The sequence below is a fragment of the Herbaspirillum camelliae genome (genome assembly GCF_001929405.1).
Taxonomy (GTDB): domain Bacteria; phylum Pseudomonadota; class Gammaproteobacteria; order Burkholderiales; family Burkholderiaceae_D; genus Herbaspirillum; species Herbaspirillum seropedicae.
In genome coordinates this window covers 4,109,841-4,129,723 of record NZ_KV880769.1, presented here as the reverse complement: position 1 = coordinate 4,129,723, position 19,883 = coordinate 4,109,841, and the positions used below count along the sequence as shown (strand labels likewise).

The 19,883-nt window shown below is 60.6% G+C and carries 20 protein-coding genes; 6 read left to right on the top strand and 14 right to left on the bottom strand.

Annotation, left to right across the window (positions count from 1 at the left end; genetic code table 11):
- The 4 genes from BGK68_RS18640 to BGK68_RS18625 form a co-directional block, all read right to left on the bottom strand.
- Complete coding sequence (locus BGK68_RS18640; RefSeq protein ID WP_143433107.1) at window positions 1-1,251, bottom strand: MASE1 domain-containing protein; 1,251 nt, start codon at window positions 1,249-1,251, stop codon at window positions 1-3.
- 120 nt (window positions 1,252-1,371) lie between these two features.
- Complete coding sequence (gene nadC, locus BGK68_RS18635) at window positions 1,372-2,277, bottom strand: carboxylating nicotinate-nucleotide diphosphorylase (RefSeq protein ID WP_075258305.1); 906 nt, start codon at window positions 2,275-2,277, stop codon at window positions 1,372-1,374.
- Window positions 2,274-3,413, bottom strand: coding sequence for a quinolinate synthase NadA (gene nadA, locus BGK68_RS18630; protein ID WP_013234194.1), 1,140 nt, complete (start codon window positions 3,411-3,413; stop codon window positions 2,274-2,276). The genes nadC and nadA overlap by 4 nt, the downstream gene beginning before the upstream one ends.
- A 37-nt stretch (window positions 3,414-3,450) precedes the next feature.
- Window positions 3,451-5,049 carry an ABC-F family ATPase gene (locus BGK68_RS18625; RefSeq protein WP_075258304.1) on the bottom strand — a complete coding sequence of 533 codons (1,599 nt, stop codon included), beginning with the start codon at window positions 5,047-5,049 and terminating at the stop codon, window positions 3,451-3,453.
- A 244-nt stretch (window positions 5,050-5,293) separates the two neighbouring features.
- On the opposite strand from BGK68_RS18625, the gene BGK68_RS18620 reads away from it, so the two are divergent.
- On the top strand, window positions 5,294-5,875 hold the full coding sequence (locus BGK68_RS18620; RefSeq protein ID WP_075258303.1) for a DUF1439 domain-containing protein: 582 nt from the start codon (window positions 5,294-5,296) through the stop codon (window positions 5,873-5,875).
- Window positions 5,876-5,897: 22 nt separating this feature from the next.
- Here BGK68_RS18620 and ldcA read toward each other — a convergent pair whose 3' ends face one another.
- The 5 genes from ldcA to BGK68_RS18595 all read right to left on the bottom strand — a co-directional run bounded on the left by ldcA (window position 5,898) and on the right by BGK68_RS18595 (window position 9,700).
- Window positions 5,898-6,899: a muramoyltetrapeptide carboxypeptidase gene (gene ldcA / locus BGK68_RS18615; RefSeq protein ID WP_075258302.1), complete on the bottom strand. Its 1,002-nt coding sequence runs from the start codon at window positions 6,897-6,899 to the stop codon at window positions 5,898-5,900.
- Entirely contained in the window at window positions 6,896-7,456 is a 561-nt protein-coding gene (gene tadA / locus BGK68_RS18610; RefSeq protein WP_075258301.1) for a tRNA adenosine(34) deaminase TadA, read from the bottom strand. The genes ldcA and tadA overlap by 4 nt, the downstream gene beginning before the upstream one ends.
- Window positions 7,456-7,902, bottom strand: coding sequence for a 6-carboxytetrahydropterin synthase QueD (queD, locus tag BGK68_RS18605; protein WP_013234189.1), 447 nt, complete (start codon window positions 7,900-7,902; stop codon window positions 7,456-7,458). Before queD ends, tadA begins: the two co-directional genes overlap by 1 nt.
- Before the next feature lie 94 nt (window positions 7,903-7,996).
- Window positions 7,997-8,632, bottom strand: coding sequence for a 7-carboxy-7-deazaguanine synthase (gene queE / locus BGK68_RS18600; RefSeq protein ID WP_075258300.1), 636 nt, complete (start codon window positions 8,630-8,632; stop codon window positions 7,997-7,999).
- A 156-nt stretch (window positions 8,633-8,788) separates the two neighbouring features.
- The gene (locus BGK68_RS18595; RefSeq protein WP_075258299.1) at window positions 8,789-9,700 is read right to left on the bottom strand and encodes a DUF72 domain-containing protein; all 912 of its coding nucleotides are present in this window, start codon (window positions 9,698-9,700) and stop codon (window positions 8,789-8,791) included.
- A 135-nt stretch (window positions 9,701-9,835) separates the two neighbouring features.
- Here BGK68_RS18595 and BGK68_RS18590 point away from each other — a divergent pair, with 135 nt between their 5' ends.
- Window positions 9,836-10,240 (top strand): cupin domain-containing protein, encoded by a 405-nt coding sequence (locus BGK68_RS18590; RefSeq protein WP_075258298.1) that lies wholly within the window; start codon window positions 9,836-9,838, stop codon window positions 10,238-10,240.
- A 209-nt stretch (window positions 10,241-10,449) separates the two neighbouring features.
- Window positions 10,450-12,492, top strand: a complete 2,043-nt coding sequence (locus tag BGK68_RS18585; protein ID WP_075258297.1) for an acyltransferase family protein — start codon at window positions 10,450-10,452, stop codon at window positions 12,490-12,492.
- Between the two features lie 194 nt (window positions 12,493-12,686).
- On the opposite strand, the gene guaA is transcribed toward BGK68_RS18585, so the two are convergent.
- From guaA to BGK68_RS18565, 4 genes are all read right to left on the bottom strand, one after another.
- Window positions 12,687-14,279: a glutamine-hydrolyzing GMP synthase gene (gene guaA / locus BGK68_RS18580; RefSeq protein ID WP_075258296.1), complete on the bottom strand. Its 1,593-nt coding sequence runs from the start codon at window positions 14,277-14,279 to the stop codon at window positions 12,687-12,689.
- A gap of 114 nt (window positions 14,280-14,393) precedes the next feature.
- The gene (gene guaB, locus BGK68_RS18575; protein ID WP_075258295.1) at window positions 14,394-15,863 is read right to left on the bottom strand and encodes an IMP dehydrogenase; all 1,470 of its coding nucleotides are present in this window, start codon (window positions 15,861-15,863) and stop codon (window positions 14,394-14,396) included.
- Between the two features lie 131 nt (window positions 15,864-15,994).
- Window positions 15,995-16,300, bottom strand: coding sequence for an RnfH family protein (locus BGK68_RS18570; RefSeq protein ID WP_075258294.1), 306 nt, complete (start codon window positions 16,298-16,300; stop codon window positions 15,995-15,997).
- Window positions 16,293-16,724 carry a type II toxin-antitoxin system RatA family toxin gene (locus BGK68_RS18565; RefSeq protein ID WP_013234181.1) on the bottom strand — a complete coding sequence of 144 codons (432 nt, stop codon included), beginning with the start codon at window positions 16,722-16,724 and terminating at the stop codon, window positions 16,293-16,295. Before BGK68_RS18565 ends, BGK68_RS18570 begins: the two co-directional genes overlap by 8 nt.
- Window positions 16,725-16,791: 67 nt before the next feature.
- Here BGK68_RS18565 and smpB point away from each other — a divergent pair, with 67 nt between their 5' ends.
- Complete coding sequence (smpB, locus tag BGK68_RS18560; protein WP_039788244.1) at window positions 16,792-17,241, top strand: SsrA-binding protein SmpB; 450 nt, start codon at window positions 16,792-16,794, stop codon at window positions 17,239-17,241.
- A 50-nt stretch (window positions 17,242-17,291) separates the two neighbouring features.
- Here the strand turns inward: smpB and BGK68_RS18555 are convergent, their stop codons facing one another.
- A complete protein-coding gene (locus BGK68_RS18555; protein ID WP_075258293.1) occupies window positions 17,292-18,878 on the bottom strand; it encodes a tetratricopeptide repeat protein in 1,587 nt (528 codons plus the stop codon).
- Between BGK68_RS18555 and BGK68_RS27585 the strand changes: the two genes are divergently transcribed.
- Window positions 18,877-19,212: a hypothetical protein gene (locus tag BGK68_RS27585; RefSeq protein ID WP_143433103.1), complete on the top strand. Its 336-nt coding sequence runs from the start codon at window positions 18,877-18,879 to the stop codon at window positions 19,210-19,212. The genes BGK68_RS18555 and BGK68_RS27585 overlap by 2 nt on opposite strands.
- Complete coding sequence (locus BGK68_RS18550; RefSeq protein WP_013234178.1) at window positions 19,194-19,883, top strand: response regulator transcription factor; 690 nt, start codon at window positions 19,194-19,196, stop codon at window positions 19,881-19,883. Before BGK68_RS27585 ends, BGK68_RS18550 begins: the two co-directional genes overlap by 19 nt.

The following is a 19,883-nucleotide window of genomic DNA, read 5'->3' as shown; positions in this document are numbered from 1 at the left end:
TCAGTCGGCCGGATCGATGAGCCAGACGCCGCCCACCCTGGGTCCGGCGTCGCGACTGCGCGGCAAGGGGCGACTGCGGTCCAGCACGGTGCTGCCATCCTGCAGACGCACCGGCATCTGCACCGCCCGCGCCGGATCATCCCCATCCAGCCAACGTTGCCGCAGGCGCGCCTGGTCCAGCGGCGACACCAGCGCCAGCACCTGATCCAGTGTCTGCGCGACTGCCGCCGGTACGCCCAGCACGCCGGCCACATCGCCTTGCCAGGTGAAGCAGCGGGTCTGTACATCGAACACATAGGCGACCTGGCGGCTGGCCGCCAGCGCCAAATGCAGTTCGCGCCGGCTGCGCTCGGCCTCGTCCAGCTGTTGTCCGCGTCGCGTCTTGAAGGCCCCGACGAACAGCGCCAGCAGCGCCGCCACCCCCAGGTAGACCTGCAGTTCCAGCAAGGCATTACTGGCGTGCAGCTGCACCAGCTTGACGAAAGGTCCACCGCCACGCGCGTCATAGACCATGGCCAGCAGCGCCAATAGCAGCGCCGCCCAGGCGCCGCTGCGCGCTCCCCAGGCCAGGGTGAGCACGGCCAGCAGCAACAGCGGGAGATAGCTGGTGGCGAATTCAACGTCCAGCAAGCGGCGGTCCAGATCGCTGTTGAAGGTCAGGTAGGCCGTCGCCAGCATGCCGGTCAGGCAAGCCAGGCCGATCAGGAATTCGCCGCGGGTGAGGCCGCGCGGATGGGCGCGCGCGCCGGGCACGCACAAGAGCAGCGCAGGTGTCACCAGCAGGATGCCGACCAGTTCCGAGAAAATCCATAGGCGCAAGCTGGAAGCGAAGGGCAAGCCTTGCGTGACCTGCTGCCAGCCGGCGCCCAGCAAGGCGCTGGCCACGCTGGCCCCACCCGCGACCAGCACGAGCGCACGCACGAAAGCCAGCCCCGACAGGGGCCGAGGGCGACGATGCAGCAACGCGACCGCCACGGCGGCGACACCCGTTTCATTGAACGCCAGCAGCAGCACGCGCCACAGCTCGCGCTGCTCCAGCGCCCCCAGGCCGACCTGGGCCGCAATGATCAGCACCAGGAGCGCAAACCAGCGCGGCAACGGGGTCAACCACAGTGCCGCCACGGTGATCCCAGCCGGCAGCCAGACATGACCGCCGGCGAAGATCGCCCCATGCAGGTGCAGGCAGGCCAGGCCTGCCAGGAAATACGCCGCCGCCCATGCCAGCGGGGCCGCCAGTTCATTGGATTGCACGATGCGATTGATTGCCGGTTGGGTAGGAGGATGGATTGGGCGACATTCTAGCAGCCATAAAGCAAAGCCCGTCCTGCAAAAACAGGCCGGGCCTCAGGCGCAGCGCCGCAGCGGGAAGACTTAGCCGACCACGCGCAGCGAAAAGTCGGTGGCCTGGACGTCCTTGGTCAGGCTGCCGATAGAGATACGGTCCACGCCGGTCTCGGCAATGGCGCGCACGGTCTGCATGTTGATCCCGCCGGAAGCTTCCAGCAAGGCGCGGCCGGCGTTGACGGTGACGGCTTCACGCATCATCTCCAGCGAGAAATTGTCCAGCAGGATGGAGCGCGCGCCGGCCTGCAGGGCTTCGTTGAGTTCGCCGATGCTCTCCACCTCAACCTGGATGCTGACACCGACGTTGAGCTTGAGAGCGGCCGCCACGGCGGCGGTGATACCGCCAGCGGCGGCAATGTGGTTTTCCTTGATCAGGATGCCATCGTACAACGCCAGGCGCTGGTTGACGCCTCCGCCCACCCGGACCGCGTACTTCTGCGCCAGGCGCAGGCCGGGCAAGGTCTTGCGGGTATCGAGGATGGAGGCGCGGGTGCCCTGCACCACGTCCACGTAACGGCGGGTGGCGCTGGCCACGCCAGAGAGCAATTGCAGGAAATTGAGGGCTCCGCGTTCAGCGGTCAACAAGGCGCGGGCCGGGCCTTCGATGATGCAGACCTCGCTATCGGCGGCCATGCGTTCGCCTTCAGCGTAACGCCAGCTGACCTGCAGGCGCGGATCGAGACGGGTCATGACCGCCTCGAACCAGGGCGCGCCACACAGCACGGCGGCTTCGCGCACGATCACGCGGGCCTTGACGAATTCACTCTCGGGGACCAGCAGGCCGGTGTAGTCGCAGTCGCCCACGTCTTCGGCGATGGCCTGGTTGACGTTGGCGTCGAAGGCCGCATGCAGAGCGGCATCGAAAGGCCCGAAAGGATTGCGCAGATTGCTGGCGGCAATGGTCGAGGCGGATGTGAGGGCGTGGAGCGTCATGCGGGACCGATTCCTGCAAACAGTTGCTGTTCGTCTTCAAGGCGCGCCGAGGGGCGGACCTTGGCCTTGCGCTGGGCGGCGAAGTCCAGCATGCGATCGATGCAGACCACCGCCTGCTTGCCGACTGCGGGATCGACATGGATCTCGTTGGCGCCGGTCTCCAGCACATGCAAGAGATTCTGCAAGCCGTTCATGGCCATCCACGGGCAATGGGCGCAGCTCTTGCAGGTGGCGCTGTTGCCGGCAGTCGGGGCATCGATGAAGCGCTTGCCAGGTGCGGCGGCACGCATCTTGTGCAGGATGCCGTTGTCGGTGGCGACGATGAAGGCCGGGGCGTCGGAGGCCTGCACGGCGGCGATCAGCTGTGAAGTCGAACCGATCACGTCGGCCTGGGCCACTACTGCCTCGGGCGACTCCGGGTGCACCAGCACCAGCGCGTCCGGATGCTCGGCGCGCATCAGTTCCAGTTCCACGCCCTTGAACTCGTCATGCACCAGGCAGGAACCCTGCCACAGCAGCATATCGGCTCCGGTCTGCTTCTGGATGTAGCTGCCCAGGTGCTTGTCGGGCGCCCACAGAATCTTCTTGCCCTGAGCGTGCAGGTGCTGGACGATTTCCAGACCGATGCCGGAGGTCACCATCCAGTCGGCGCGCGCCTTCACGGCGGCGCTGGTGTTGGCGTAGACCACCACGGTGCGGTCCGGATGCTGGTCGCAGAAGGCGGCGAATTCATCGGCCGGGCAACCCAGGTCCAGCGAACAGGTCGCCTCCAGGTCGGGCATGAGGATGCGCTTTTCGGGACTCAGTATCTTGGCGGTCTCGCCCATGAAGCGCACGCCGGCCACGACCAGGGTCTGGGCGGCGTGGTCACGGCCGAAGCGGGCCATTTCCAGCGAATCGGAGACGCAGCCGCCGGTTTCCTCGGCCAGGTCCTGCAGATCTCCATCGACGTAGTAGTGCGCCACCAGCACCGCCTGCTTTTCCTTGAGCAGCTGGCGGATGCGCGCTTTCAATTGCGCGCGTTCCTCGGGGCTGGGCGTGGCCGGTACCTTGGCCCACGCATTGGCGGTACAACTGCCGCCGGTCTCCATTTGGGGTCGCTCGAATTCGACGACCTTGGTTGCTGTTGCTTGCATGGCGGTCAACAATGCTGTGCTGATGCGGTTGGGGGGATTATTCGATGCCCTGGCTGGCCAGGTAGTCTTCGTAGCCGCCCTGGAAGTCGATCACCTGGCCGTCCTTCACTTCGAGGATGCGGGTAGCGAGAGAAGACACGAATTCACGGTCGTGCGAGACGAAGATCAGGGTGCCGGCGTACTTTTCCAGCGCGATGTTGAGCGACTCGATGGATTCCATGTCCATGTGGTTGGTCGGTTCATCCATCAGCAGCACGTTGTGGCGGCCCAGCATCAGCTTGCCGTACATCATGCGGCCCTTTTCGCCACCGGAGAGCACCTTCACCGACTTCTTCACATCGTCGCCCGAGAACAGCAGACGACCCAGGATGCCGCGCACGGCCTGGTCATCGTCGCCTTCCTGGGTCCACTTGCCCATCCAGTCGGTCAGGGTTTCGCCACCGGCGAATTCTTCGGTCGGGTCCTGCGGCATGTAGCCGACGTTGGCGTTCTCCGCCCACTTCACCTCGCCGGAATCGGGATGCAGTCCGGTGACATCACCGCCGATGCTGCGCAGCAAGGTGGTCTTACCCGCACCGTTGGCGCCGATGATGGCGATCTTCTCGCCGGCTTCGACCATGATGCTGAAGTTCTTGAAGATGTCGCGGTCGTAGGTCTTGGTGATGCCCTGGGTTTCCACGGCCAGGCGGTGCAGCTTCTTCTCGCCTTCGAAACGCACGAACGGGTTCACGCGGGAAGACGGCTTGATGTCCTCGACCTTGATCTTGTCGATCTGCTTGGCGCGCGACGTGGCCTGGCGGGCCTTGGACTTGTTGGCCGAGAAGCGGCGCACGAAGTCCTGCAGTTCGGCGACCTTTTCCTTGGCCTTGGCATTGGCGGCCAGCTGCTGGGCGCGCGCTTGCGAAGAGGCCAGCATGTAGTCGTCGTAGTTGCCCGGATAGACCTTCAGCGTGCCGTAATCCATGTCGGCCATGTGGGTACAGACCTGGTTGAGGAAGTGGCGATCGTGGGAAATGATGATCATGGTGGAATTGCGCTCGTTGAGCACTTCTTCCAGCCAGCGGATGGTGTTGATGTCCAGGTTGTTGGTCGGTTCGTCCAGCAGCAGGATGTCCGGGTTGGAGAACAGCGCCTGGGCCAGCAGCACGCGCAGCTTCCAGCCGGGCGCAACATTGCTCATGGGACCGTTATGCTGTTCGATGGGCACGCCCACGCCCAGCAACAGCTCGCCGGCACGCGCTTCGGCGGTGTAGCCGTCGTATTCGGCGAACTTGGCTTCCAGATCAGCCGCCTTCATGTAGTCGTCGTCGGTGGCGTCCGGATTGGCGTAGATGGCGTCGCGCTCGGACATGGCGGCCCACATCTCGACGTGGCCCATCATGACCACATCCAGCACGCGCATCTCTTCATAGGCGAACTGGTCCTGGCGCAATTTACCCAGGCGCTCGTTGACGTCCAGGCTGACGTTGCCGCCCGAGGGCTCCAGGTCGCCGCCCAGGATCTTCATGAAGGTGGACTTGCCGCAGCCATTGGCGCCGATCAGGCCGTAGCGATTGCCATCGCCGAACTTGACGGAAATGTTCTCGAACAACGGCTTGGCGCCGAACTGCATGGTGATGTTTGCGGTGGATAGCACTGCGAAAACCTTTTCAAAAATGTAACTTGCGTGCGCAGAACGAAGCCGATGCCGTGGCACGCGAAACGGCGGATTTTACCACTCCGAGCCCGCCACTGCTCGCTTTGCGCCGTCGGCAGGCCGCTAAAACTTGTCAAAAACCAATGCTGGCTGTGATGCCGACGCGGCTGGCGCTTACAATTGCCCGGGATTTTTCGCCCCGGTCGGGGTTCCTATCCACTTTGACACTCTGGACACTGCAAGCATGAAGCGAGCCCTCTTCCCTGTCTTCCCTGTCGCACTCTTCCTCGCTGGCGTCACCCTGATCCCATCCCTGGGCCACGCCGCCGACAGCGGCTACAACATCTGGACCAACGAATACACCGTGTCCAGGCAGCAACTGCAGAGCGCCATTGCGCCGCAATTCCCGCGCAAGCTGCGCTACATGGACATCTTCGACGTCACACTGAGCAATCCGCGCCTGGGCATGCTGCCTGCCGACAATCGCATGAATACGGTGGTCGATGCACAGATCGCCAATCCCTTGCTGTTGCAGCGTCCGGTCAATGCCGTGCTGACGCTGAGCAGCGCCTTCAAATACGACCCGGCCACGCGTTCGCTGCGACTGGATGCGCCCAAGGTGGACAAGGTCGACAGCAGCGACCTGCCGCCACAGTACGCACAGCAACTGACCGCCTTGGGCAACGCTGCGGCTGACCAGTTCCTGCGCGACTATGCGCTCTATACCTTCAAGCCGGAACAGCTGCAGATGAATGGCAAGAGCTTCGAACCGGGCAAGATCACCGTCGAGCAGGATGCGGTGAAGGTCGAGATCAAGGAAAAATGACCTCCCTGGCCACTGGCCAGGTTCAGCGGCGGGTCAGGGTCGGATAATCCGACAGGGTCAGCGTAAAGCCATCCGCACCCTGCGCATCCAGCACGGCATGTGCGCCGATGGGCAAGGTGACCAGGTCGCGCACGTGGCCGAACGGCAGGCCGGTGACGATGGGTGTGGCGATGTGCTGGCGCAGGAAGGCCAGCATCTGGGTGAAATCGTAGCCGTTGTCGATCTCGGCTAAGCGATAGCCGGAGAAGTCGCCCAGCAAGATGGCGCGCTGCCTGGCCAGCACGCCCGCCTGATGCAATTGCAAGATCATCCGTTCGACGCGGAAGGGATGCTCGTTCACATCTTCCAGGAACAGGATGCCGCCCTCGACCGGCGCAAACTGCGGATGACCCATCATGTGCGCCATCATCGCCAGGTTGCCGCCCCACAGCTTGCCCTCGCAACGCACCACCGGGCTGGCCGGATCGGTACGACGGTCGCCGATCGGAGCGCGGTCCATGCCATCCGGTCCGCTGTAGTTGCGCACCATCACCCGGGGCGAGGTCAACGTCTTCCAGAAGCAGGCCAGCGCCTGCCAGTCCGGCGACTCGGCGCCGAAGTCGCCGCACAGCATTGGTCCCTGGAAACCACCCTGGCCGCAGTGCGCCAGCAAGGCGCACTGCAGGGCGGTAAAGTCGCTATACCCCACCAGCAGCTTGCCGCTGGCCGCCAGGGCGGCGATATCCAGCGCGGGAAGGATGCGGCTCATGCCGTAGGAGCCGCGCAGGCCGAGGATCACGTCCACGTCCGGATCGGCGGCAGCCTCCATCAGCTGTGCTGCGCGCTGCGCATCGGTCGCGCCGAAGCGCTGATAACGCTGCTGATGGTCATAGAAGTTGCGCACCCGGCAACCCAGCGACTCCAGCAGCGCCACGCCGCGCGGCACCCGCTCGGGGTCAACGCCGGCGTGACCGCAGGGGGCCACGATGGCCACGCCGGTGCCGGGCGGAACCAGCCCCTCCAGAAGTTCACGACCTGCTGTCATCCTGCTGCTCCATTTTCCTGACTGTCCTCACCGGCGGCAGCCTGCAGACGTTGCTGCTTGAGCTGTTCGCGCCGCATGACAAAGAAATCCTTCAACAATTGTCCGCACTCCTCGGCCATGACGCCGCCCAGCAGGGCTGTATGATGATTCAGCTGATCCTGCTCGAACAGGTTGACCACCGAACCGCAAGCACCGGTCTTGGGATCGGCAGCGCCAAACACCACCCGTGCCAGGCGCGCATGCATCATGGCGCCGGAACACATTACGCACGGCTCCAGCGTCACATACAGTTCGCAACCCGGCAAGCGATAGTTGCCCAGGATTTCCGCTGCGCGGCGCAAGGCCATGATCTCGGCATGGGCAGTGGGATCATGCTTGCCGATGGGCTGGTTGAAGCCGGTGGCGATGACGACGCCGTCCTTGACCACCACCGCCCCCACCGGCACCTCGCCCAACTCCCAGGCATGCCGGGCCTGCTCCAGCGCGGCGCGCATGTGCAGCAGATCGGCCTCGCCAGCCGCCGCTGATGCGGATGGCACAGTGCAAGGCGCGTCCATCAGTCTGCCGTAATCTCGGCCCAGCAATTGGGCGTTTCATGCAGCACCAGCTTTTGCAGGTGCAGGCCGGTGCCATAGCGGTCCTTGTAGGCCGCCTTGAGGATGGCGAAGGCTTCGCGGGCCAGGTTTTCCACGGTCGGGATGCTGCCGATGATGACCGTCTTGTGGCCCGGCAGGCTGGCCAGGAAGTCGCGCACGGGCGTGTCCTTTTCATAGACCAGGAAGGCGTGGTCCCAGACATCGACCAGGTGTTCCTTGGCCAGGGCCTTGATGTCGGAGAAATCCATGATCATGCCATTGTCGGAATTGCCCTCGATGTCGATGACCGCGCCGGTCAGAGTGATTTCCAGCGTATAGCGGTGGCCGTGCAGGTTGCGGCACTGGCTCTTGTGGTCGGGGATACGGTGGCCGGCGTCGAATTCGAGTTTGCGGGTGATGGTCAGCATGGATGTTTCTTCAGAGAAGCCCGCTGCATCAGCTGTGCAGCGGACGGGATGAGGCTATTGTAATCACGCGGCGCACAGCCGCATGAAGGAAAATTCAGGGAATATTGAGCAGCTTGTGGGTCTGGATGCTCAGCTTCCACTTGGGATTGTTCTTGACCATCTCGATGGCCAGACGGGTATTGGCAGCCGCCTGCAAGCCGTCCATGGGTTGCAGCAGGAAGTGCTGGAAGTCCAGCTTTTCATACTCATCCAACGGCTGGCCGGGCTGCGGCACCACGACTTTGAGTTCACTGCCGCGCCGAACCTTCAGTTCCGATCCCATCTTGGGGCTCACACAGATCCAGTCCACGCCGTCAGGCACGTCGATGGTGCCGTTGGTCTCGATGGCGATTTCAAAGCCCACCGCGTGCATCGCCTCGATCAAGGCGGCATCCAGTTGCAGCAGCGGTTCACCGCCGGTGAAGACCACATACTTGCTGGGTGCATAGCTGGCGGGCCAGAGGCTGTCGATCTTGGCGGCCAGTTCGGTGGCAGACTTGAATTTGCCGCCGTTTTCGCCATCGGTGCCGACAAAGTCGGTGTCGCAGAACTGGCAGATGGCGCGAGCGCGGTCTTCCTCGCGTCCGGTCCACAGGTTGCAGCCCGAAAAACGGCAAAACACCGCCGGACGACCGGCATGAGCGCCCTCGCCCTGCAAGGTATAGAAGATTTCTTTGATGCTGTAAGTCACGATAAGGGATGGCCGGCCTGGCAGCCACAAACAGAAGGGGTCGGACAACGCCAGCGTGAATCCATGACTAAGTCACTGATATTGCAGCCGATTTCGCTGGCGTCCAGGGGGCATATTATAGCCGGTCGGGGCCGATCATGAGCTCATTGATCCTCATCAGGCATCATTGAGCATCAAGCCCGGCGGCGGCAAATCCAGCTTCAATCCCAGGCGCTCGATCAGCCGGCGGGCATCGAAGGGGGCCTTGACCTTCATATCGTTATCAAAATAGCAGTACACATCCCGACTGGCGCGCTTGCGCGGGGCGGCCGCCGAAATGCGCGGCCCCTGCTCCGGCTGCCCGCCTGCGGCCCAGGCGCGGATGCGCTCGGCCCAGGCGTCGATGGCCTCATCGCTGTAGCCGCTCTGGTACAGGCGCTTGTCGCCGTGCAGGCGCAGGTACATGAAATCGGCCGTGACGTCTTCCTGGTAAGGCCACTTCTTGGGCGCATCCGCGATCACCAGGGCCACCTGGTACTTGCGCAGCAGCTTGATGAAAGACTCGTCCACGAAACTGTCATGGCGGATTTCCATGGCATGGCGCAGCTTGCGCTTCCTGTCGATCTCCAGCGCCACCCTGCCCTGCATGCGCGGCTCGTGCCCTTGCGCCAGGGCCATGGCCGCTTCGGTATCGTGCGGCAGCAGGCTCAGGAAGTGTTCCAGCGGTTCAGGCTCATAGCGGAAGCTGGGCGGGAACTGCCACAGGAAAGGCCCGAGTTTTTCCTTCAGGTTGAAGACACCGGAGGCAAACACGTTGGCCAGAGCGCCATCGATGTCCTGCAGGCGCCGGGTGTGGGTGATGAAGCGATTGCCCTTGTGGCTGAAGAGAAAACCGGCTGGCGTTTCGTCATACCAGCGCTGATAGCTTTCGGGGCGTTGCAGGGCGTAGAAGGAACCGTTGAGTTCGATGCTGGGCAGTACCCTGGAGGCGTAGTGCAACTCATCGTCCTGTCGCAATCCCTTGGGATAGAAACTGCCGCGCCAGGGCGCGTAACGCCAACCGGAAATACCGATCCAGATCTTGCTCATGCATGTCTCCTTGTTCACCTATGCAAGCGTGTGACTGAAGGCCGGCCGCTTGGTGCCAGCCAGCACGACAGTAGCGGTGCGGCTGCTGTTACACTGCTGCCCTCAAAAAGACTGTTCGACGCCTGCCTTGCCGCCATGACCACTACGAATGCCATTACCCAATTTCGCCTCAGCTCGCCCCCGCCCGAATTCGACCATCCGCGTGAAGACCGCCGACTGGACGGCAATCCCCTGCGCACTACCTGGAACCACTTCACCAGCGCCAGCGGCGAAGTAAACGCCGGCATCTGGGCCTGCGAAAAAGGCAGCTGGCGCATCGCCTTCGCACAGAACAAGGACGAGTATTTCTATGTACTGGAAGGTCGTTGCCGGGTCATTGATGAGCAAGGCCATGCGGCCGAGGCAGGACCAGGCGATGCGATGGTGATTCCGGCTGGGTTTAAGGGGGTCTTTGAGGTGGTGGAGGCGGTGCGGAAGCACTACGTGATTGTCACGGGGAAAATCTCATCGAACCAAACCGATCGTGCTGACCGCGAGTAGAGGAAATACCAACCTTCGGCGAAGCGCAAGGCACCCAAGTCCGATGAATCTGTCATCAGACCAGTCCTTTCAAGTCCAATTAGCTGAGGTGGCACTGCGTTGCCGGACAATTCCGGCAAATATATAATTTCGCGCAATTAAAATATGCCTTAGGTGTGATTATTGTGCATATGCGACCCTGTTCCAGGCTAAAAACGTATTTACAATTTATGAGCATCCTTCAACGCCCCGCACTTTCACACTCGAAATATCGCTCAGACATTGATGGTTTAAGGGCTATCGCGGTGTTAGCAGTAGTGAGCTTTCACGGCTTCCCCAATTTCATTAGAGGTGGATTTATCGGAGTAGATGTTTTCTTTGTTATCTCCGGATACCTTATCTCAACCATCATTTTTGAGAATCTGGACAGAGGTACCTTTACTTTTACAGAATTCTACGCTCGCCGCGTAAGACGCATTTTTCCTGCCCTTCTTCTCGTATTGAGCACATGCTTTGTTGTGGGTTGGTTCGTCCTTCTAACGGACGAATATAAACAGTTAGGCAAACATATTGCAGGTGGCGCCAGCTTTGTTTCGAACTTTCTTTTGAGAGATGAGTCCGGCTATTTCGACAATAGCGCTGAAACCAAGCCGTTGTTACATTTATGGAGTTTAGGTATTGAGGAACAATTTTATATTTTATGGCCAATGTTATTATTTTTTTCCTGGCGACGGAAACTCAACCTCTTAACAATCACCATTATTGTCGCCTTAGCTTCCTTTACTGCAAATATTAAAGGAATTAATAAAGATGCGAGCGCCGCTTTTTATCTACCCCAGTCAAGATTTTGGGAACTGCTAAGCGGCACCTTGTTGGCATGGTTCACGCTTTATAAGCAACACACAACAATCGAACTTAGGTCCAGATTAGGTACGTGGATACTTCAGTTTATATATAGCGAAAAGCGGAAGTCTGACGGAAAATTTTTAATCGACGTCTCGTCCATCACTGGCTTGTGCATAGTGCTGTACGGCTTCTGGCGAATCAATAAAGAACTGGCGTTCCCTGGAATGTGGGCATTGGTTCCCATTTTAGGCACAATATTAATTATTGCCGCCGGGCCGGCAGCCTGGGTTAATCGCACCTTGCTTTCCAACAAAATTCTGGTTTGGTTTGGACTGATTAGCTTCCCGCTTTACCTATGGCATTGGCCCGTACTTTCTTTTGCAAGAATAGTCGATAATGAATTGCCAAGCTATTCATTGCGCGTAGGAGCGATAGCCCTTGCTATCATTCTCGCCTGGTTTACGTATGAAATTGTTGAGCGCCCTATACGCACAGGAAATAATACCAACACAAAAATCACAGTAACAGCGCTTATAGGCCTAATGGCCCTCGTGGGGGCTGTCGGCTACTGGACATTTGCGGCTAATGGATGGGAGTCCAGAGTGTCCGCAGATATCACCAGAATTTCCAGGGCAGCCGGTGAGTGGCAGTATCCTGGAAAACTAACCGCATTCAATTTTGAAAACAGAACCTTCTACCGCCAAAATTCGAACGTGGATGAAATAACATTGTTTATCGGCGATTCGAATATTGAGCAATACTACGTCCGCACCGATGAGTTAATTTCGACCAAGCCGAACAACAGCAATAGCGTAGTTTTTGCAACTGGAGGTGGCTGCCTTGCCATTCCCGGCTCCCCATATGACGAGGTTCATATGAGTTGCACCAACTTAATGGAAACCGCGCTCAACTATGCCAAAACTAATGCAAGCGTAGCAAGCGTCGTTATAGGTGCCCAATGGAATAGCTATTTATCAGACGGATATGGATTAAGAGGAAGCTTTGGAACTGCAGGCAAGGATTATTCCGCAGCCTTAAACCGCTTGGCGAGATATATAAGAGAACTAAAGTATTTAGGGAAAAAAGTTTACCTCATTTTAAATATCCCAATCGGAGATGAACTTGATCCTAAATTTATGATTACGCGCGACCTCAAGTATTTCCCACATGCAATTAAGCTGAAAGAGGGAGGATTGAGTAGAAAAGATATTGATGAAAGATATGGAAAAATACAAAAGGATTTAGAGCAGATCGCCCGGTCCGCTGGAGCGGACGTGGTAAATCCCATGGACTTTTTATGCAACGCTACCAAATGTTCCAGCTTAGATGATGAAGGCGAACCCATCTACAAAGATAGATCTCATTTGCGTCCGCAGTATGTAAGATATAGGGCTAGCTTTATAGATGAATTTCTTACGTGGCATTAGTTATTTACGCCTCCATTTCTGGTCAATACAGGAACACTGACAGAGACGTTCCCATCGCTTAACCCAAGTAGGGTTTGCTTGAGTATTACAAAACACCCCAAAAGTGGGATCGGAATCCAAAGTTTTGGGGTGCAGTTACATCATGCGAATCTTAGGCGCTTTCTCGCCATCCGCTATCGATCACATAGGCGCGATCATTCCCACTCGATGGTCGCCGGCGGCTTCCCCGAAATGTCATACACCACCCGGTTCAAGCCCCGCACCTCATTGATGATGCGGTTGGACACCCGCCCCAGCAGCTCATGCGGCAGATGCGCCCAATGCGCCGTCATGAAGTCCTGGGTCTGCACCGCACGCAGCGCCACCACGTATTCGTAGGTGCGGCCGTCGCCCATGACGCCCACCGACTTCACCGGCAGGAACACGGCAAACGCCTGGCTGGTCTTTTCGTACCAGGTCTGGCCATCTTCATCCTTGGTATTGCGCAGTTCTTCGATGAAGATCGCATCCGCACGACGCAACAGGTCGGCGTATTCCTTCTTCACTTCACCGAGGATACGCACACCCAGGCCTGGACCCGGGAACGGATGACGGTAGACCATTTCCGGCGGCAGGCCCAGCGCCACGCCCAGTTCGCGCACCTCGTCCTTGAACAGTTCGCGCAGCGGCTCCAAAAGCTTCAGGTTCAGCGTTTCCGGCAGGCCGCCGACGTTGTGGTGGCTCTTGATGGTGTGGGCGGTCTTCTTGCCCTTGCCGGCGCTTTCGATCACGTCCGGATAGATGGTGCCCTGGGCCAGCCACTTGGCGCTGGTCAGCTTGGCCGATTCGGCCTGGAACACTTCGACGAACTCGCGGCCGATGATCTTGCGCTTGGCTTCCGGATCAGTCACGCCAGCCAGGTGGCCCATGAACTGCGCGGTGGCGTCCACGTGGATCACTTTCACGCCCAGGTTCTTGGCAAACATCTCCATGACCATCTTGCCTTCGTCCAGGCGCAGCAGGCCGTGGTCGACGAACACGCAGGTCAGTTGGTCACCGATGGCGCGGTGGATCAGGGCCGCTGCCACGCTGCTGTCCACACCGCCCGACAGGCCAAGGATGACTTCATCGCTGCCCACTTGCTGGCGGATCATCTCGACGGCTTCGGCGATGTAGTCCGGCATGTTCCAGTCCGACTGGCAGCCGCAGATCTCGTGCACGAAGCGGCCCAGCATGGCCTTGCCCTGCACGGTATGGGTGACTTCCGGGTGGAATTGCAGGCCATAGAAACGACGCTCTTCGTCGGCCATGCCGGCGATCGGGCAATTGCCAGTAGAAGCCATCAGCTTGAAGCCGGCGGGCATTTCGTTGACCTTGTCGCCGTGGCTCATCCAGACCTTCAGCATGCCGTGGCCCTGGGCGTTGGTAAAGTCGCTGATGTTGTCCAGCAGCTTGGTGTGGCCGTGGGCGCGCACTTCGGCGTAGCCGAATTCGCGCAGATGACCGTTCTCGACCTTGCCGCCCAGTTGCTCAGCCATGGTCTGCATGCCGTAGCAGATGCCCAGCACCGGCACGCCCAGTTCGAAGACCGCTTGCGGAGCGCGCGGGGTATCGCCTTCGGTGACGCTGTTGGGGCCGCCGGAAAGGATGACGCCGGCTGCGCCGTAGTTGCGCACGAACTCGTCGGTCACGTCATGCGGGAATACCTCGGAAAACACACCGGCTTCGCGCACGCGGCGAGCGATGAGCTGGGTCACCTGGGAACCGAAGTCGAGGATCAGGATTTTCGAATGCGAATGCGTGGACATGGGCAATGAGGTCTGGCTACGTTAGCTACGTTGGAAATGGACTGCTGAAAAGTTCAACAGCCCGACAGCCTGGCATGATGCCGTTGGACTGTCGGGCTGTGGCCGCATCGAAAATTACTCGGCGCGGTAGTTCGGGGCTTCCTTGGTGATCTGCACGTCGTGGACATGCGATTCACGCATGCCGGCCGAAGTGATCTCGACGAACTCGGCACGCTCGCGGAAGTCGTCAATGGAGGCGCAACCGCAGTAACCCATGGAGGAGCGCACGCCACCCACCAGTTGATACAGGATGGCGACCACCGAGCCCTTGTAGGCAACGCGGCCTTCGATGCCTTCCGGCACGAACTTGTCGGCGGTATTGTCGCCGTCCTGGAAGTAGCGATCAGCAGAACCATCGGCCATTGCACCCAGCGAGCCCATGCCGCGATACGACTTGTAGCTGCGGCCCTGGTACAGGATCACTTCGCCCGGCGCTTCTTCGGTACCGGCGAACATGCTGCCCATCATCACGGCCGAAGCGCCGGCGGCCAGCGCCTTGGCGACGTCGCCCGAGAAACGGATACCGCCGTCGGCGATGACCGGAACACCAGTGCCCTTCAGGGCTTCAGCGACGTTGGCGATGGCCGAGATCTGCGGCACGCCGACACCGGCGACGATACGGGTAGTGCAGATGGAGCCGGGGCCGATACCGACCTTGACGGCGTCCGCGCCATGCTCGACCAGCGCCTTGGCGGCAGCGGCGGTAGCGATGTTGCCGCCGATGACTTCCACGTGTGGGAACTTGGTCTTGACCCACTTGACGCGGTTGAGCACGCCAGCGGAGTGGCCGTGGGCGGTATCGACCACGATCACGTCCACGCCGGCGGCGACCAGCAGCTCGATGCGCTCGTCATTGTCAGGGCCGACGCCGACGGCCGCGCCCACGCGCAGCTTGCCGTGTTCGTCCTTGCAGGCGAAGGGGTGTTCGGTGGATTTCTCGATGTCCTTGACGGTGATCAGGCCGCGCAGCTCAAAGGCGTCGTTGACCACCATCACGCGCTCCAGGCGGTGCTTGTTCATCAGACGCTTGGCTTCTTCGGGATCGGCGCTGGAGCCGTTTTCCTTGACGTAGACCAGCTTCTCACGCGGGGTCATCTTGGCGCGGACTTCTGCGTCCAGTTCTTCTTCGAAGCGCAGGTCGCGGTTGGTGATGATGCCCACCAGCGCCTTGCCTTCCACCACCGGGAAGCCGGAAATGCCATGCTGCTTGGACAGCGCGATGACATCACGGATCTTCATGGTGGGGGGAATGGTGATCGGGTCGCGGACCACGCCGGACTCGAAACGCTTGACCTTGGAAACCTCGCGCGCCTGTTCCTTGGGCGTCAGGTTCTTGTGGATGATGCCGATGCCGCCCTCTTGCGCCATGGCAATGGCCAGACGACCTTCAGTCACGGTGTCCATCGCCGCCGAGACCAGCGGAATGTTCAGCGAGATCTTGCGCGTGAGGCGCGTGGTCAGGGAAGTATCTTTGGGGAGGATGTCCGAGAAGGCCGGAACGAGCAGCACATCATCGAACGTGAGTGCTTTTTGGAGAAGACGCATAGTGTTTCCTATAGGCGCAAAAGCGAATTATACAGAAAACTTGAACTTGCGTCTTGCCCTGCTTGCGTTTATCCATCCTGGCGTGGCAAAAACGCTGGATAGATTGAAATCGCGACAAGCACCGCCCCCGCTCAAGATGGGGGAGTCGGCTCCTTCCCCAGGGCGCGGCGACGACGCGATTGCTTGGGATCGGCGATCAGGGGACGGTAGATTTCGATACGGTCACGCTGGCGCAAGGGGCTCTCGAGCGGCTTGACCTTGCCAAAGATGCCGACCTTGCAGGCCGACAAATCGATGGCAGGATGCTGGCGCAGCAGTCCGCTGTCCAGGATGGCCTGCTGGATGGTGCAGCCCGGCTCGACTTCCAGGTCTCGCAGTATCTGCAAGCCGGGCGCCGCGTAGCACAGCTGCACTTGCAAAACAGACACATCAGCCATATATCTGTTCGGCGCGCTTGCAGAAGGAATCGACGAAGCTGTTGGCGATCATGCTGAAGACGGGTCCGATGACGCCTTCAAGAATGCGGCTGGAAAACTCGTATTCCATATCGAATTCGATCTTGCAGGCATCTTCGCGCAAAGGCTTGAAGGTCCAGCGGCCTTCGAAATGCTTGAACGGCCCTTCCACCAGGCGCATGGTCATGCTGGTGGGACGCACATTGGTGTTCTGGGTGCTGAAGGATTGCTTCAGGCCGTGGTAGTTGATCTTGATCTTGGCGGTCAGGCTCTCATCGCTGCGCTCGGAGACCTCGACACCGCCACACCAGGGCAGGAATTCAGGATAATCCTCAACCTTGTCGACCAGGTTGAACATCTGCTCCGCGCTATAGTTGATCAGGACGGTTTTGTGAACGACTGCCATCGAGGGTGATCCGTTTGATAAAATCGCAAAGGCACAATTTTAACCGACGAGACGAATTTTTATTTAGATGAGCATTATTGATAACAAAAAGGCCTTTTTCGATTACTTCATCGAAGAGCGATTCGAAGCCGGCCTCGTCTTGCAAGGTTGGGAAGTCAAGTCGATCCGCGCTGGCCGCGTGCAATTGAAGGAAGCCTATGTGATCGTGCGCAATGGCGAAGTCTATCTGTTCGGCTGCCACATCAGTGCGCTGACCAGCACCTCCACGCACGTGCATCCGGAAACCACCCGCACCCGCAAGCTGCTCTTGAATGCAGCCGAGATCAGCAAGCTGATCGGCAAGGTCGAGCGCTCCGGCTACACGCTGGTGCCGCTGAACCTGCACTACAGCAAAGGTCGCGTCAAATGCGACATCGGCCTGGCCAAGGGCAAGAAGCAGCACGACAAGCGCGAGACCGAAAAGCAGCGCGACACCCAGCGCGAAATCCAGTCGGCGATGAAGCAGCATCGCCGCTGATCCCTCCCAACCGCCCTGCCCGCCACCACGGCTGCCCCTGGCAGCCGTTTTCATTTCGCCTGCAGCAATCGCTCGGTGCAAACGGCAAGCATCTCTTCAATGACCGGGCCCCACTGACCCCGCTCACGCTGGCGCAGCAGCTGCAGCGAGGGATACCAGGGCGTCTGGCTACCCTTGACACCCCAGCGCCACTCGCCGTCATACCGCAAGGGCAGCAGGCAAGGCACGCCCAGCGCGCCGGCCAGATGCGCGACAGCGGTGTCCACGCTGATCACCAGATCCAGGGCACAGAGCAAGGCCGCCGTATCGGCCCAGTCGGCCAACACCGGCGTATGCAAGCGCTGCGCCAGCGTCGCATGAGCGGTCTGGTCGTCTGCAGGCACTTCGACCTGCAGGCTGACAAAGTCGGCGGGCAGCGTCCAAAGCGGCGCGAGCGCATCGAGCGGGATATCGCGACTGTGATGCACCGTGGCGTACTGCCGGCCAGCCCAGGCAATCCCGATCCGCGGGCGGCGCGGCATGGCTGGCCACAAGGCCGACAGATAGGCCTGCCACTGCTGCAGCCGCTGCGGCTGGGCCGCCAGATAGGGCGTTGGCGGGCCCTGACGTGGATCGGGCAGTCCCAGCAGCAAGGGCAGGCTCAGCAGGGAAGCGTGCAGATCATGGTCCGGTGCCTCGCCGGGATTGGCCATGCATCGAACCTGGGGCAGGCAAGGAGCCAGCACGGCCAGCAAGGACGCCGGGGCGCACAGGCTCACCTCTGCCGCCTGCTGCGCCACCAACGGGATATAGCGGGCAAACTGCAGGGTATCGCCCTGCCCTTGCTCGGCCCAGAGCAGGACGCGCTTACCGCGCACCTGCTCCCCGGGCCGCCAGCGTGGACGCGGGCTGTCGATGCCACGCCGGGCCAGTTCGGCGATGCCGAAACGCGCTTCGTGGGCGCGCCACCCCTCAGCATAGTGTTGCTGGCTCAGCAGCATGTGGGCGCGGCCCACCTCAGCCTCGGGGAAATCAGGATGCCACCGCAAGGCTTGCTCAAAGGCGGCCTGGGCCTGCTCGATGCGTCCCATGCGGCGCAGGATGTCGGCCATGTTGAAGGCACGCAGGGCGCGGGCCTGGTCATCGTCAGCGGTTGGGGGATAGCATTGCAGCGCCTCCTCATGGCGATTGAGCCGCAACAGGATGTCGGCATGCAAGGCGTGCAGCGCCGGGCCGGCCTGCCCCGATGCCAGCGCGCGCTCCACTGCCGCCAGGGCTGGCAGGGGCTGATCCAGTTGCAGACGGGCGCGCGCCAGGTCGATCAGCGCCGCGCTGTCTGATGCACCCTCGTCCGCCGTTTGCAATTCGCACTGGGTCGCCCAACGCTGCAGCAGGCTGCGATGCAGCGCCCTGGCCTCGACATAGTCCGGCGCCAGGTCCAGACAGGCGGCGCAGGCAGCAATGGCCTCGGGCAAGGAGCCCATTTCCTGCAGCAGGTCCGCGCGCTGCATGTACAAGGGAAGAAATGACGGGTCCAGGGCCACAGCCTGATCCAGCGCCGCCAGGGCGGCCTCGGCTTGCTGGGCGCCGCGCAGCGCGATGGCGTCGCACATCAGGCCCATCAGACGGGCCAGGGTGACAGGATCGGGGGAATTCATGGCCGGCAGCTTAACATGGCTACCGGTAGCACCCTGCTATGGGCAGGCGGCGGGATGGCCGTTCCGTGTTAAGTTGACGCTCGGCTGGCAAAGGGGAGTAAAGTTCTGCAAAGGTGCTCCCGCCAACGTGGCTTGGAATCCTGCCGTGCAGGACACTGGCAAGGGCCTGGCTGTTCTGCGCGCCGCAGTAAATGATTGTAAAGATGCAATTGTAAAGAAGCTTGGCAACACTTCTGCAAATCCTTTTACGGCATATTACCGGCTGCCGACGCCCGGCGGCATGTGTGCGGGGCAATTCGAGAATGGAATGCAGCAATGTCTAAAGTGCTTTTGATCGATGATGACGTGGAACTCGTCGACATGCTCAAGGAATACCTGGAGCAGGAAAAATTCGAAGTCAATGTCGCCTACGATGGCGAAGCAGGCGCCGCCGAAGCGCTGACCGGCCAGTACGCCATCGCGGTGCTGGACGTGATGATGCCGCGCCTGAACGGTGTTGACACCCTGCGCCGCATCCGCGCCAAGAGCAGCATGCCGGTGGTGATGCTGACGGCCAAGGGCGATGACACCGACCGTATCATTGGCCTGGAGCTGGGCGCTGACGATTATGTTCCCAAGCCCTGCTCGCCGCGCGAGATCGCGGCGCGCATCCGCGCCATCCTGCGCCGCGCCTCGGCCGAGAACAACGAGCAGTCGCCCTACTCGCCGCTGGCCGTAGGCGCACTGTCGATGTGGCCGGAACAGCGCCGCGCCACCTGGAACGGCAAGCCGCTGGAACTGACCAGCAGCGAATTCAACCTGCTGGAAGTGCTGGCGCGCAATGCCGGCAAGCCGGTCAGCAAGCAACACCTGTCCGAACAGGGCCTGGGCCGCCCGCTGGCGCGCTTTGACCGCAACATCGACGTCCACCTCTCCAGCATCCGCCAGAAGATCGCCGCCTTGGGCAGCGACAAGAGCTGCATCCAGACCGTCTACCGACTCGGCTACCAGTTCATCAAGGAATAA

Excerpts from the sequence above, each read along its gene's own strand:
- nadC (WP_075258305.1), bottom strand. The coding sequence starts at position 2,277 with ATGACGCTCCACGCCCTCACATCCGCCTCGACCATTGCCGCCAGCAAT.
- nadA (WP_013234194.1), bottom strand. The coding sequence starts at position 3,413 with ATGCAAGCAACAGCAACCAAGGTCGTCGAATTCGAGCGACCCCAAATG.
- BGK68_RS18620 (WP_075258303.1), top strand. The coding sequence starts at position 5,294 with ATGAAGCGAGCCCTCTTCCCTGTCTTCCCTGTCGCACTCTTCCTCGCT.
- ldcA (WP_075258302.1), bottom strand. The coding sequence starts at position 6,899 with ATGACAGCAGGTCGTGAACTTCTGGAGGGGCTGGTTCCGCCCGGCACC.
- tadA (WP_075258301.1), bottom strand. The coding sequence starts at position 7,456 with ATGGACGCGCCTTGCACTGTGCCATCCGCATCAGCGGCGGCTGGCGAG.
- queD (WP_013234189.1), bottom strand. The coding sequence starts at position 7,902 with ATGCTGACCATCACCCGCAAACTCGAATTCGACGCCGGCCACCGTATC.
- BGK68_RS18595 (WP_075258299.1), bottom strand. The coding sequence starts at position 9,700 with ATGAGCAAGATCTGGATCGGTATTTCCGGTTGGCGTTACGCGCCCTGG.
- BGK68_RS18590 (WP_075258298.1), top strand. The coding sequence starts at position 9,836 with ATGACCACTACGAATGCCATTACCCAATTTCGCCTCAGCTCGCCCCCG.
- BGK68_RS18585 (WP_075258297.1), top strand. The coding sequence starts at position 10,450 with ATGAGCATCCTTCAACGCCCCGCACTTTCACACTCGAAATATCGCTCA.
- guaA (WP_075258296.1), bottom strand. The coding sequence starts at position 14,279 with ATGTCCACGCATTCGCATTCGAAAATCCTGATCCTCGACTTCGGTTCC.
- guaB (WP_075258295.1), bottom strand. The coding sequence starts at position 15,863 with ATGCGTCTTCTCCAAAAAGCACTCACGTTCGATGATGTGCTGCTCGTT.
- BGK68_RS18570 (WP_075258294.1), bottom strand. The coding sequence starts at position 16,300 with ATGGCTGATGTGTCTGTTTTGCAAGTGCAGCTGTGCTACGCGGCGCCC.
- BGK68_RS18565 (WP_013234181.1), bottom strand. The coding sequence starts at position 16,724 with ATGGCAGTCGTTCACAAAACCGTCCTGATCAACTATAGCGCGGAGCAG.
- smpB (WP_039788244.1), top strand. The coding sequence starts at position 16,792 with ATGAGCATTATTGATAACAAAAAGGCCTTTTTCGATTACTTCATCGAA.
- BGK68_RS27585 (WP_143433103.1), top strand. The coding sequence starts at position 18,877 with ATGGCCGGCAGCTTAACATGGCTACCGGTAGCACCCTGCTATGGGCAG.
- BGK68_RS18555 (WP_075258293.1), bottom strand. The coding sequence starts at position 18,878 with ATGAATTCCCCCGATCCTGTCACCCTGGCCCGTCTGATGGGCCTGATG.
- BGK68_RS18550 (WP_013234178.1), top strand. The coding sequence starts at position 19,194 with ATGTCTAAAGTGCTTTTGATCGATGATGACGTGGAACTCGTCGACATG.